Below are 13,114 nucleotides of genomic sequence, written 5' to 3'. Positions count from 1 at the left end.
TCGGTGGAAGATCCTCTGCCCGAGCAGATGCGCACCGCCAGCACCGCGCTGCTGGCCGCGCTCGACCCCGCGGCCCGCGACAGCGCCGTGCACCCCTTCGACGACGAGTCGGCCCGACGCTGGCTGGAATACCGGCCCCGACCCCGACCCGGCGTCTGCCTCGCCGAGCTCGACGTCGCCGGCCGCAAGGCCGCGCACCGGCTGCTGGCCACCGCGCTCAGCCCCTCGGCGTACGCGCAGGCGATGGCGATCATCTCGCTGGAGGAGGTGCTGGACCGGGCCGAGGACTGGCAGCGTGGGCGGCACAGCGGTGACTACTGGGTGGCCGTCTTCGGCGATCCGGCGCGTGACGACCGCTGGGCGTGGCGACTCGAAGGGCACCACCTGTCGGTCAACATGACGGTGGTGGGTGACCAGGTCTCCCCCGCGCCGATCTTCTTCGGCGCCAACCCGGCGGCGGTCCGGTACGCCGGCCGCCCGGTCTCCCGCCCGCTGGGCGTGGAGGAGGACCTGGCCCGTGCGCTGCTCGACGCCCTGGGGCCGGCCGAGCGGGGCGCCGCGATCATCGCCGACGAGGCCCCGGCGGACATCATCAGCGCCACCCGCGGGCGGGTCGACGGGCCGTTGGAGCCGCTCGGCGTCCCGGCGGACCGGCTGGGGCCGACCGGCCGCGCGTTGCTCGACCAGGTCGTCGCGGTCTACCTGGACCGGCTGCCACCCGAACTGGCCATCCGCGAGGCGGCCCGCCTGGACGCCGGCCCGCTGCACTTCGCCTGGGCCGGCCCCACCCACCCCGGGCAGCGGCACTACTACCGCGTACAGGGCGACGACCTGCTGATCGAGTACGACAACACCACGGCGGACGGCAACCACGCGCACACAGTGCTGCGCCGCCCCGCCAGCGACTTCGGCGCCGACATCCTGGCCACCCACCACCAGGCCCACCGACACTGAGGCGTCGACGGGCCCCCGTCACCGGGGGCGGGTGGCCTCGACGAGGAAACGCTGGGCGTGGGCCACGAACGGGCCCTCGCTGGCGATCCGGTGGTGCAGGGCGCGCAGTTGGTCGCGGTAGCGGTCGACGGTGAACCCGGGCACCGTCCAGATCACCTTGCGCAGAAACCAGACCACCGCCCCGACATCGGCGAAGGTGGCGCGCAGGGTGGCCCGTCGCAGCTCGACCACCCGCAGACCGGCGGCCTCGGCGGCGGCCACCGCGTGCTCGGGGTGCCGCTCGCTCGGCGGCGGCAGCGGACCGAGGATCGCCTCACTCAGCTCCCGCATGGTGCCCGCCCCGATCTGCTGCGACAGGAACGTGCCGCCCGGCCGCAGCACCCGCGCGGTCTGCGCCCAGTCGGTGCGCACCGGGTGCCGACTGACCACCAGATCGAACGAGGCGTCGCGGAACGGCAACGGTCCGTTCTGCGCGACCGCCACCACCGTCGCGCCCACCCGCCGCAGGGTCCGCCGGGCGACAGCGACGTTCGGCGGCCAGCCCTCGGTGGCCGCCAACAGCCTCGGTGGACGTGGCACCTCGGCGAGCACCTCCCCACCACCGGTGTCCACGTCCAGCGCCGCGTCGGCGCGCGCCATCCGGTCCGCGACCAGCCGCGCGTACCCCCAGGGTGGGCGCTCCTCGGTGGCGCGGCCGGCGAGCCAGCCGAAACCCCAGCCGTCGACCGGCGCGGCAGCGCCCTGAGCGATCAACTGCTCGGCGTCATCAGTGGCGTTCACGGCGATCAGCCTCGCCGGCCGGCAGCGCGGCCGGCAACCCATTTGCCGCGGACCGGTACGCCGCGGGTGGTCGGCGGTGCCGGCAGGGACACCTCGCAGATCTCAGCCGAGCCCCAGGTGGTGCTCTTCGAGGGCGGCCTGGAGGATTCCGAGCGCCTTCGGCCCCATGCCGTGCAGCCTCGCCAGATCCGACCGGGGGACGCCGGCGAGTTGGCGCAGGGTGGTGTAGCCGGCGCCGTGCAGGGCGCGCGTCGCGGGCGCGCCGATCTTCGGCAGGCTGTCCAGATCCGAGGTCATGCGCGGATGATAGGCGGCCCGGCCGTCCCGGCGCCGGCCTGGCTGCCGGATCGGCGACGGCCCGGTTGGCGCGGCAGGCGCGGTCGGATCAGGACCGGGGGCGGGACATTTCGACAGTGGAGCCGGCGAGCGTCTCCAGGCCACCGGTCTCGGCCCGGCCGGTGTCGAACTGGCGCATCAGCCGGGCCCCCAGGTGAACGCCGACCCCACCGACGGCCAGCGCGACCAGCTCGGTGATCAGGATCGCGACCGACGCGCCACGCTGCGGGGAGTTCGACCGGACCAGGCAGGTGAGGAGGAACATGGCGGCCATCACGGTGTTGACCAGGTTGAAGGCGACAGCGGTGCGGCGGGTGCGGTCACCCGGCACGTCCCACAGGTCGACCATGCCGGCCACCGCGGTCATCGCGGCGGCGACGAGGGCGGCGACTGCCGTCCAGTAGCCGACCTCACCCAGGAACGCCGGCCCGCCGGCGACGTCGGTGAGGTCGAAGACGGCGGCGCTCACGAAGAGCCCGAGCGGGAACGTCACAAGCATCGGTTGGATCGGGTGGCCCCGCACCCGCAGTCGGCTCTGCATCGGTCCTCCCCCGGGTCGGCGCACCTCACCTGACCAAGGGTGCTACCCGAGCCCGGTCACCGTGAAACGATGCCGCCCGACTCGCCGCTGGCAGGGAGAACGGGCACCCGTGGCGACCGCGCCGGGCCGCCTGGCGGCTGATCGACTCGCGTTCCGGGAAGTCGGGTCATCGCCGAGCCCCGGACACCGCGATGTCAAGAAACCCGAGTCAATCAGCCGGCGGCGCCGCGGTCAGGTGTCGCGCTGGCGGGAGACCGTCCGGACCAGTCGCTCGGCCACCTCGCGAAGCGGGATGTCCAACGACGTCGCGGCGGCCCGCAGCACCTCCAGGGCCTCGACCGGTGGGCACCCGCGCTGGGTCATGATCACGCCGACGGCCTGGCCCACCACCCCCTCCTGGAGCAGCGAGGCGTCCCGTTCCCCGGCCAGAGCGGTTTGTCGGCCGCGGTCGCGGACGGCGGCCAGGAGCAGGCCGGCGTGCTCGGCGAGCAGCATCGCTGTCAACTGGTGTTGGGGGGTCAGGACGTCCGGCGAACCGGCGTAGAGGTTGATCGCCCCGATCACCTGGTCGTCGATGTCGACCGGGGCGGAGATCACCCCGTGTACGCCGAGGTCGCGGGCGCGGGCCGTCCAGACCGGCCAGCGCGGCTCACCGGCCAGGTCGACGGCGAGGATCATCTCGCGGCGGCGGATCGCGCTCATCGCCGGCGAGTCCGGCCCGTGCCGCAGGTCGTCCAGGCCGGCCAGCCGCCCGTCCGAGGCGGCCACGCCGGCCGGTTCGCCGGCGCGCAGGGCGGTGAACCCGCACCAGCGCACGCCGGCCACCGCGTCCCGGGTGACCCGGACCAGCGCCAGCAACGCCTCATCGAAATCGGTCAGCGCGATCAAGCCGGCGGTCAGTTCCCGCAACAGGGCTGCCGTTTCCAGGACGCCGAGACTCTGCACCGCCGGTTCCCGCGTGTCGAGGTTCACCGGTTCGCAGCCTCCGTACACCCTCGCGCCTGCCCAGCGGGCATCGTCACCTGTGTCATCGTCTGCTCTCTTCCCGACTTGACCGACCAGCCCTACTACCCTGCGAAAGCCGGGTCGAAACGGCGCAATCAGGGCCCCGGCCACCCGGGGATCAGGGTGGCCGGGGCCCCGACTTGCATACGTCAGCGCGAGGCGCCGCTGAGCCGTCGACCGATCGAGGCGATCAGCCGGTCGAGTTCCGAACCGAACGGGTTGTCGTGCACGAGGTACGTCCAGGTGGCGGTGGGCCGGACCAGGGTGCCGTCGTCGGGCTGCCAGTCCTCATCGAATTCGGTCTCGTTGAAGGTGGCGATGGTGCGGGCCTCGATCTCCGGGATGAGGTCGTTGAACGCCGGCACGGCGGCCCGGTGGAACTCGTCAAGCGGGTCGAGCCGGCCCAGCGCGCGCAGGTGCACGCCCTCGCGGACCTCCGACAACTCGGCCAGGTGCTCGGCCCAGAGCCGGTCCAGGTGGTAGAGCGCGATCGACCGGGCCACCCGGGCCAGCAGGTCCTCGTCCATCTCGCTGGCCTTCTCCGGCGCCTTCTCCAGCAGCATGACCGCTGCCACGTCGCTGGTCAGCAGCCGCTCCCGGCGCGCGGCGAGGGCCTTGCGCTGCTGCTCGATCACCACGCTGTAGCGCCAGGTGTTGCGGTGGATCTCGTGGTTGACGCCCTCGGCGACCCGCTGGGCGTGCTCCACCGCGTAGTCCACCTGCTCGTCGGTGACCAGGCCGTCGGCGTTCATCCGTGGCGACGCCGGCACCGAGTCGGCGGCGTGCCGGACCACCAGGTCGTCCTCCAGGCTGACGAGGAAGACGGAACCGCCCGGGTCGCCCTGCCGCCCGGCCCGACCACGCAGCTGGTCGTCCACCCGGCGGCTGTCGTGCCGGCCGCTGCCGATCACGTAGAGCCCGCCCAACTCGGCGACCCGCTCCTGGTCGCTCTGGTCGCTGCCGCCGAGCCGGATGTCGACGCCCCGACCGGCCATCTGGGTGGAGACCGTCACCGCGCCGTACGCGCCGGCCTCGGCGATGATCGCCGCTTCCTCGTCGTCGTTCTTGGCGTTCAGCACCACGCAGGGCACCCCGGCCGCGTTGAGCCCGGCGGCGAGCCCCTCGGACTCCTTGACGTCCAGCGTGCCGATCAGCATCGGTCGTCCCTTGGCGTGCCAGCGCTGGATCTCGTCGATCAGCGCCTCGTCCCGCTCCGCCCGGGTGGCGTAGATGCGGTCCGGCTCGTCCTCGCGGATGCACGGGGTGTTCGGCGGGATCACCGCGACCTCGAGGTCGAAGAACTCCCGCAACTGGTCGCCGACAAGCACCGCCGTGGCGGTCATCCCGCAGACCTTCGGGTAGAGCGCGATGTACGCCTGCATGGCGATCGTGCCGAGCACCTCGCCCTCGGCGGTGGCGTCCAGACCCTCCTTGGCCTCGACCGCCGCCTGGAGCCCGTCCGGCCAGCGGCGGCGCTGGGCCACCCGGCCGCGCATCTCGTCGACCAGCTCGACCGAACCGTCCCGGACGATGTAATCCACGTCACGGTTGAGCAGGGCGTGCGCGTGCAGCGCCACGTGGACCGCGGAGAGCTGGGCGACGTGCTCCTCGTCGTACAGGTCGATGCCGAGCTTGGCCTCGACGGCGGCCAGGCCGGCGGCGGTGAACGCCACGCTGCGCCCGTCCTCGGCGACCGTGTAGTGCTTGCCCTTGCGCAGCCCCCGGACCAGCGCGGCGGCGGCGTGCACCGGGTCCTGCTCGCCCGGCACCGCGCCGGCGAGGACCATCGGCACCCGCGCCTCGTCGATCATGATCGAGTCGGCCTCGTCGACGATCGCGGTGCTCAACGGCGGCTGCACCCGGTCCTCGACGTCGGTGACCAGCTGGTCGCGCAGGTAGTCGAAGCCCGCCTCGCTGACCGAGACGTAGGTGACGTCGCAGGCGTACGCGTCGCGCCGCTCCTGCGGGGTGGAGGCCTCGTTGACCCAGCCCACGGTGAGGCCGAGCAGGGTGTAGACCGGCTCCATCCACTGGGCGTCGCGGCGGGCCAGGTAGTCGTTGATGGTGAGCACGTGCACCGGCCCGTTGCCGAGCCGGACGTGCCCGTACGCGGCGATCGTGGCGGTCAGCGTCTTGCCCTCACCGGTGGCCATCTCGGCGACCTTGCCGGACAGCAGCGACATCGCGCCGAGCAGCTGCACGTCGTACGGCCGCTGGTCGAGGCCACGGCGGGCGGCCTCGCGGCCGACGGCGCAGATCTCCTCGTAGCCGACGGCGGCACCCGCGGCCTCGGTCAACTCGGCGTCGTCGAGCGCGGCCAGCTCATCCGCACGCGCCTCGATCGCCGGCAGCAGCTTCTCCAGCGGAGCGAGATCCACGGTCGAGCCGGGGCGCTGGAGGAACCGCCGGAACTTGCTCTTGAACCGTTGCGACACACCCATGAGCGGCAACGGTACGCGATTCGCGCCGGCTTGCGCGGCCCGGCCGCCGGCAAGTTGACAGCGATCCGACGGTGTCAGCCAACCAGCAGCTGATGGGCGGCGAGTTCCCGGTAGAGCGGGTCGGTGGCGGTCAGCTCGGCGTGGGTGCCGACGGCCACCACCCGGCCGCCGTCGAGGACGACGATCTGGTCGGCGTCGACAACGGTGGCGAGCCGGTGCGCCACGATCAACAACGTCCGGCGGACGGCCACCGCGTCGATGGCGCGGCGCAGCGCGACCTCGTTGCGCGAGTCGAGGTTGCTCGTCGGCTCGTCGAGCAGCAGCACCGGCGGGCTGGCGAGCAGCGCGCGGGCGATGGCCAGCCGCTGCCGCTCACCCCCGGAGAGCAGCACCCCGCCCTCGCCCACCTGGACGTCCAGGCCCTGGGCGGTGCGGTCGACCAGGTGGCTCAGGTTGACCTCGCGGAGGACGGCGCGCAGCCGGTCGTCGGTGGCGTCGGGGGTGGTGATCAGGAGGTTCTCCCGCAGCGTGCCGGCCAGCACGGGAGCCTCCTGCTCCACGTAGCCGAGCCGGGCCCGCAGCGCGTCACGGGGCAGGTCCCGCACGTCGCTGCCGTCGATCCGGACCGCCCCGGCGCTCACCTCGTAGAAGCGTTCGACGAGGGCGAGCAGCGTCGACTTGCCGGCGCCCGAGGGCCCCACCAGCGCGGTACGGGTGCCGGCGGGCACCGCGAAGCTGACCTCGCTCAGCACCGGCTCGCCGCCCGGGTAGCCGAACCCCACCCGATCGAACTCGATCATCGGGGTGCGGCCACGCGGGGTCGCCGTCGCACCGGCCGGCGCCGGCCGGTCCGCCGCGCCCTCCGCCGGCACGGCCAGGATCTCCTCGATCCGCTGCAGGGCGCCCAGACCGGACTGCAACTGGGTGTACGCCCGCAGCACCTGGGCCAGCGGCACCGCCAGCAGGAACAGGTACATGACGAACGCGACGAGGTCGCCGACGGAGATCGCCCCGGCGGCCACCCGCGCCCCGCCGATGCCGAGGACCAGCAGGAACGCGCCCTGCACGGTGATCGATCCGATCGGGCCGACGACCGCCTGCACCCGGGCGACCCGCAGCCCCGCCGTGTACGCCTCCCGGGCGCTGTCGACGACGGCTTCGGCCTCCCGGGTCTCGGCGCGGCTGGCCCGGATGGTCCGGGCCGCCGAGATGGCCCGCTCCACCGCCGAGGTCATCTCGCCGATCCGCTCCTGGGCGGTGCGGGCCAACGCCCGGACCCGCCGGGCGAAGGTGGCCGCGAAGCCCAGCCCCAGCGCCACCCCGAGCAGGGTGATGCCGAACAGCAGCGGGTCGAGCAGCACCATGGCGGTGCCGGCGCCGACCACCGTCACCGCCCCGGTGACCGTCTCGAAGAGCCCGGCGGTGACGACCGCCCGCAGCAGCGTGGTGTCCGAGCCGACCCGGGAGAGCAGGTCACCGGTGCGCCGGCGGTCGTACTCGGCGATCGGCAGCCGCAGCAGGTGCCCGGCCAGCCGCCGCCGGGTGCCCAGCACCAGCCCTTCGGCGGTGCGTTGCAGCAGGTAGTCGCGCAGGCCGCCGATCGCCGCGCCGAGCACCACGAGGACCACCAGCACCACCACCAGCCGGGTGACGCTCTGGTTGGCGCCGATCCGGTCGAGCACCGACCGGGTGAGCAGCGGTTGCGCCAGCGACGCCGCCGCGCCGACAAGCGACAGCACACCCACCACGACAAGGGTGCCGACGTGCTCCCGCAGGTACGGCAGCAGCGCGGCAAGCCCGACCGGCCGCTCCTGCGGGGTGCTGCCGACCGACCGGTCGCTCAGGGTGCTCATGTCGGGAACGGTAGCCCGCGCTGTCACCCGGCGAGCGCGCTCCGGCGTCCGGTCAGGCGGACAGCACCACCTGAAGTTCCTGGCGGCGCCGGTCGGCCAGGTCGGTGAGCAGGGTCGGCGCCTCGTCGAACGGCACCACAGCGGAGACGAGGTGCTTGCGGATCACGTCCCCGTACGCCCGGAGCAGGTCGACGGTTTCGGCGGAGAGCCGCTCCCGGTCCCAGCTGGGGGCGAGCCCGCGCGGCACCCGGCCGATCTGCGCGCAGCGCAGCGACAGGCCGTTGTGGTGGAACTCCTCACCGAGCCGGACCGCGTCCGCCCCGCCCTGGTAGAAGGCGAGGTCGATGACGGTGCCCTGGGGCCGCAGCAGCCGCAGGGCGAGCTGCAACGCCCACGCCTGCCCCCGGCACTGGAACACCACGTCGGCGCCCCGGTCGCCGGCGGTGTGCGCCCAACGGGTCTTGAGCACGACCGCCGGGTCGTCCGCGTCCGGGTCGAGGGTTTCCAGACCGAGCGCCTCGGCCACCTGACGGCGGTGCGGGGTGGGGTCGAGCACCACCACCGAGGCAGCGCCGTGGCGTCGGGCGAACAGCGCCGTCAGCAGCGCCACCACGCCCGCGCCCACCACGGCGACCCGCCGGCCGCGTACCCCGTCGCCGAGCGCGCGGACGTCGACGCCGTGCAGGTCGGCGGCGGCGTGCAGCAGACCGTTGGCGCAGATCGGACCCATGTGCGCGACGTAGACGCCGAGCAGCGGGTCCAGGTCGTCGGGCAGCGCCACGAACCGCTCGGCGACCGGGTCGGCCAGCCAGCCGGTGCGGTGCCCGTACGTCATCGCGCCGACAGTGCCCACCGCGACGGCCGGGGTGTCGCTCTCCACCACCCGGCCGACCTGCATGTAACCCAGCCGGGTCACCGGGTACGGCGTGCTCGCCGCTCCCGGTTGGAACAGCCCCAGGTCGGCGTTCCAGGTGACGTTGAGGTAGGGGTTGGTGCCCTTGACGTAGCTCAGCTCGGTGCCGGCCGAGACGCCGCTGAACAGCGTCTCGACCCGGAACGTGCCGGGGCGCAGCGGCGCGGCGTCCTGCTCCACCAGCTCCACGCGGCCCGGACCGGTGACCACCACGACCTTGTCACGCATCGACTGTCACCCCCGCCCCGAGGGCCGCCGGCAGGCCCGGCGTGGTGAGCCGCACTGTCGCTCCGGTGCGGGCCGAGTCGGCCACCGCGAGGGCCAGCCGTTGGGTGGCCAGCGCCTCGGCGTAGGGGACGCGGATGTCGTCGCCGATGCCCCGCACGGCGTCGACGAAGGCGCGGTCCACCGCCACCCGGGCGGCGTCCGGGTCGGCGGGGACGTGGCGTTCTCCGTCGGCGTCGCGGATCGACAGACCGTCCTCGCCCAGCGCGAGGGCCAGCCCGTCGGCGAGGATCTCCAACCCGGCGCGGTGCTTCCAGCCCAGCACGCAGGCGGCGCTGAGCGTGCCGACCGCGCCGTCGGCGAAGCGCAGGGAGGCGGTGGTCACCGAGTCGATGTCGGCGCCGTCGACCGGCGGCGGCGTGCCGTTGCCGTACGCGGTGACCTCGGTCACCTCGCCGGCCAGCACGCGGATCAGATCGAGCACGTGGGCGGCCTGCTCGACCACCGGGCCACCGGAGCGGTCCCGCCGCGACCACCACGCCACCGGGGGCACCTTGTCCAGCCAGGCGCCGCTGACCATCCGCACCGGACGGTCGGCGAGCAGCTCGCGGGCCTCGTCGAGCACCGTCAGGTACCGCCAGTGGTGGCCGACCGCGGTCCGCAGCCCGCTGCGGGCGACCAGGTCGGCGATCCGCTCGGCGGTGTTCAGGTCCACCGATACGGGCTTCTCCACGAACATCGGCACGCCGGCGTCGATAACGGCTTCCTCGGCCGGACCGTGCGCGAACGGCGGCACGCAGATGTAGACCGCGTCCGGACCGGTGGCCAGCAGCTCGGCGACGTCGGCGCAGGCTCGCCCGCCGTGCTGCCCGACCAGCGCGGACGCCGCCTCCGGCGTGACGTCGGTGACAGCGACCAGCTCGACGTCATCGAACCCGGCCAACACCCGCGCGTGACGTTGTGCCACCCCGCCGGCTCCGACCAGACCCACCCGGCATACACGCATTCGACACCCCTTCGAAGACCTTTCATGTGCGATGGGAGCAGTCCCCTGGGGGGTGTGCAATCAAACGTTCATCCCCCGGGAACGCGGTCATGTCACCTTTGTGATCAAGCTGTTGCCGGGAAAGCGGTTAGAGCGTGATGGCGAATGGGAACAACCTATTTCGGTTTTTCCACGCACGAACGGAGGGGTGCCCGTGCGGGATACAACGAGCGTGTCGCCGGTGGTGGAGGCGTGGGCCACCTACCGGACGACATCGGCGGCGGACTGGCCGGCACGTCGGCTGCTGCGTGCCAAGGGAGCGACCCGGGTCAGCGTGGTGCTGCCGGCCCGCAACGAGGAGGCCACCGTCGGCGCGATCGTGTCGACGATCCGGGAGCACCTGATGGATCGGGTCCCCCTGGTCGACGAGCTGATCGTCGTGGATTCCCGGTCGACCGACCGGACCGCGCAGGTGGCCCGCGCCGCCGGCGCGGAGGTGGTCAGCCAGGACGCGATGACCCGGGGGCTGCCCCGGCTGACCGGCAAGGGCGACGCGCTCTGGGCCGGGTTGGCCGCCGCCGAGGGTGACGTCGTGGCATTCATCGACGCCGACCTGCGGGAGTTTCGCCCGCACTTCGTCAGCGGGCTGCTCGGCCCGCTGCTGACCGACCCGTCGGTCGATTTCGTGAAGGGCTTCTATCATCGCCCACTGGTGGGCGCCGCCAGCGTGGAGCAGGACGGCGGGGGCCGGGTGACGGAGCTGATGGCCCGACCGCTGCTCAACCTCTTCTGGCCCGAGCTGGCCGGCTTCGTGCAGCCCCTCGCCGGGGAGTACGCGGGCCGCAGGGACGTGCTGGCCCGGGTGCCGTTCGTCTCCGGGTACGGGGTGGAGACGGCCATGATGATCGACCTGCTCGACCTGGTCGGCCTGGACGCGATGGCGCAGGTCGACCTCGGTGAGCGCAAGCACCGGCACCAGGACACGGCGGCCCTCGGCCGGATGTCCGCGCAGATCATGCTGACCGCCTGGTCCCGGCTGCAGCGGCGTGGCTGGGCGACCCCCGGGCTGGTGCCGGAGGCGTTGCTCACCCAGTTCCGTCGCGGTGGCTCCGACACGTTGCCCAACCTCGACCGGGAGATCGTGGTCAGCGACGTGTCCATCGAGGAACGCCCACCACTGGCCGAGCTGCGCCACCGGGTGCCCCGTCGCCGGGTGGCCGCCGCGTGAGCGGCAGAGAGGGACGGGCACGATGAGCCTGACCGTGCTGATGAACGCCGGCCCGTGGCTGTCCGTACCGCCGCCGGGTTACGGCGGCATCGAGAACGTGATCGCCACGCTGGTGCCGGAGCTGCGGCGACTCGGCGTACGGGTGGTGCTCGCCTCGGTGGGCAGCAGCACCCTGCCGGTGGACGAACAGGTGTCGGTCTTCCCCGACGGGCAGTTCGCCGCGTTGCAGCGGCCGTACAACCAGGTCTGCGGGATCGCCCAGGCGCACCTGGCCGGGGTGGTGCGGGAGCTGCACTCCCGCGACGACATCGACCTGGTGCACGACCACGTGGAGGCGGTCGGGCTGGCCACCCTCGCCGCGATGGGACCGGCCGGCCCACCGACCCTGCACACCCTGCACTGGGACCTGGCCAAGCACCCGGCGCTCTACGGCGCCCTGGACGGCGGCGACCGGGTCCGGGTCAACGGCGTCTCCGCGTCGCAGTTGGCCCGCGCTCCGCTGGCGTTGCGGGAGCACTCGGTGGGACACGTGCACCTGTCCACGCCGCTCGCCGTCGACGCCGACCGGCGGCCCCGACCGGCGAAGGGCGAGCACCTGCTCATCCTGGGCCGGATCAACCCGGGCAAGGGGCAGGACGTGGGCGCCCGGCTCGCGCACCGCGTCGGGTTCCCGCTGGTCCTGGCGGGGCCGGTCGGCCCGTACCACCGGCCCGCCGATCTCGCCGCGGCCGGCGACGAGGCCCGGCAGAACCCGGACGTGCGGTTCTTCCTCGACGAGGTGGCGCCCCACGTCGACGGCGACCTGGTCCGCTGGATCGGCACCGTGGCCGGTCAGGAGCGGGACGACCTGCTCGCCAGCGCCCGCGCGTCGTTGTTTCCGCTGCGCTGGGAGGAGCCGGGCGGCACGGCGGTCGTCGAGTCGCTGGCCCTGGGCACGCCGGTGGTGGCCACCGCCCGGGGCTGCCTGCCGGAGCTGATCGAGCACGGCCGCACCGGGCTGCTCACCACCGACGAGGAGGAGCTGGGTGACCTCGTACTCTCCGCCGAGTTGCTCGACCCCGACGAGTGCCGGCGGGTCGCCGCGCAGCGGTTCACCCCCGCGGTGATGGCGCGGCGCTACGTCGAGCTGTACGACCGGGTGCGCCAGCTGGCCAGCACGCCGACGCTGCTGCCGGCCTGACCGACGACCGGGCCGGACCGACGACCCGGCCGGACCGACGACCCGGCCGGACCCGGCCGCGCGGTTTGGCGGTGGCGGCAGCGGGTAGGCCGGCAGCCTCATGCCCGCCGCGCAGCGAGGAGCCGGTGATGGTCGGACCGATGGCGCACTCCCGGGCGCGCCCGAACCCGGCCGACGGCAAGCCGCCGGTGCGTCGCGCGGCGGCATCGGTGGGGGTGCTGTTCCTGCTGGTCGGGGCGCTCGGCTTCGTGCCGGGGATCACCAGCGGCACCGACGCCCTGCGCTTCGCCGGCCACGGCTCGGGCGCGTACCTGTTCGGCGTCTTCCAGGTGTCGGTGCTGCACAACCTGGTCCACCTGGCGTTCGGGGTGGCCGGTCTGGCGCTGGCCCGGACGGTCAGCGGCGCCCGGACGTTCCTGATCGGCGGCGGCGCCGTCTACCTGGTGTTGTGGCTGTACGGGCTGGCGGTGGACCACGACACCGGGGCGAACGTCCTGCCTGTCAACAACGCCGACGACTGGCTGCACCTGGGGCTCGGCGTCGGCATGCTCGTGCTGGGTGTCGGCACCGGCCGGCGCCGTTCGTGACCCGCCGCTTCGGCGCGTGACCTGGCCCGCGTCCGCCGATCCAGTTTGACGCGGCGGTGCCTCGGGTAGTTGGCAGATCCCGACCC

Annotated in this window: 12 protein-coding genes; 4 read left to right on the top strand and 8 right to left on the bottom strand. The window is 73.5% G+C overall.

Annotated features, from left to right (window positions below):
* Nucleotides 1-3: 3 nt before the first annotated feature.
* Nucleotides 4-954 (top strand): DUF3500 domain-containing protein, encoded by a 951-nt coding sequence (locus ACQPWW_RS16295; protein WP_433133613.1) that lies wholly within the window; start codon nt 4-6, stop codon nt 952-954.
* 18 nt (nt 955-972) lie between these two features.
* Here the strand turns inward: ACQPWW_RS16295 and ACQPWW_RS16290 are convergent, their stop codons facing one another.
* The 8 genes from ACQPWW_RS16290 to ACQPWW_RS16255 form a co-directional block, all read right to left on the bottom strand.
* A complete protein-coding gene (locus ACQPWW_RS16290) occupies nt 973-1,734 on the bottom strand; it encodes a class I SAM-dependent methyltransferase (RefSeq protein ID WP_433133611.1) in 762 nt (253 codons plus the stop codon).
* A 102-nt stretch (nt 1,735-1,836) separates the two neighbouring features.
* On the bottom strand, nt 1,837-2,031 hold the full coding sequence (locus tag ACQPWW_RS16285) for a helix-hairpin-helix domain-containing protein (protein ID WP_433133609.1): 195 nt from the start codon (nt 2,029-2,031) through the stop codon (nt 1,837-1,839).
* 88 nt (nt 2,032-2,119) lie between these two features.
* Complete coding sequence (locus tag ACQPWW_RS16280) at nt 2,120-2,611, bottom strand: DUF2231 domain-containing protein (RefSeq protein WP_433133607.1); 492 nt, start codon at nt 2,609-2,611, stop codon at nt 2,120-2,122.
* A 231-nt stretch (nt 2,612-2,842) separates the two neighbouring features.
* Nucleotides 2,843-3,583 (bottom strand): GAF and ANTAR domain-containing protein, encoded by a 741-nt coding sequence (locus ACQPWW_RS16275; protein ID WP_433133605.1) that lies wholly within the window; start codon nt 3,581-3,583, stop codon nt 2,843-2,845.
* A gap of 182 nt (nt 3,584-3,765) precedes the next feature.
* Nucleotides 3,766-6,057, bottom strand: a complete 2,292-nt coding sequence (gene secA2, locus ACQPWW_RS16270) for an accessory Sec system translocase SecA2 (protein ID WP_433133603.1) — start codon at nt 6,055-6,057, stop codon at nt 3,766-3,768.
* 74 nt (nt 6,058-6,131) lie between these two features.
* The gene (locus ACQPWW_RS16265; protein ID WP_433133601.1) at nt 6,132-7,910 is read right to left on the bottom strand and encodes an ABC transporter ATP-binding protein; all 1,779 of its coding nucleotides are present in this window, start codon (nt 7,908-7,910) and stop codon (nt 6,132-6,134) included.
* Between the two features lie 52 nt (nt 7,911-7,962).
* On the bottom strand, nt 7,963-9,051 hold the full coding sequence (locus tag ACQPWW_RS16260; RefSeq protein WP_433133599.1) for a zinc-dependent alcohol dehydrogenase: 1,089 nt from the start codon (nt 9,049-9,051) through the stop codon (nt 7,963-7,965).
* A complete protein-coding gene (locus ACQPWW_RS16255; RefSeq protein ID WP_433133597.1) occupies nt 9,044-10,054 on the bottom strand; it encodes a Gfo/Idh/MocA family protein in 1,011 nt (336 codons plus the stop codon). The genes ACQPWW_RS16260 and ACQPWW_RS16255 overlap by 8 nt, the downstream gene beginning before the upstream one ends.
* Nucleotides 10,055-10,277: 223 nt before the next feature.
* Between ACQPWW_RS16255 and ACQPWW_RS16250 the strand changes: the two genes are divergently transcribed.
* The 3 genes from ACQPWW_RS16250 (at nt 10,278) to ACQPWW_RS16240 (ending at nt 13,028) form a co-directional block, all read left to right on the top strand.
* Entirely contained in the window at nt 10,278-11,261 is a 984-nt protein-coding gene (locus ACQPWW_RS16250; protein WP_433134379.1) for a glucosyl-3-phosphoglycerate synthase, read from the top strand.
* Nucleotides 11,262-11,283: 22 nt separating this feature from the next.
* Entirely contained in the window at nt 11,284-12,441 is a 1,158-nt protein-coding gene (locus tag ACQPWW_RS16245) for a glycosyltransferase (protein ID WP_433133595.1), read from the top strand.
* A gap of 128 nt (nt 12,442-12,569) precedes the next feature.
* Complete coding sequence (locus ACQPWW_RS16240) at nt 12,570-13,028, top strand: DUF4383 domain-containing protein (RefSeq protein WP_433133593.1); 459 nt, start codon at nt 12,570-12,572, stop codon at nt 13,026-13,028.
* Nucleotides 13,029-13,114: the final 86 nt, after the last annotated feature.

The organism is Micromonospora sp. CA-240977 (assembly GCF_050942285.1).
In the GTDB taxonomy this organism is placed as follows: domain Bacteria; phylum Actinomycetota; class Actinomycetes; order Mycobacteriales; family Micromonosporaceae; genus Micromonospora.
Note: the sequence above shows the minus strand (reverse complement) of the source record. Positions and strands in the feature narration are given on the sequence as shown.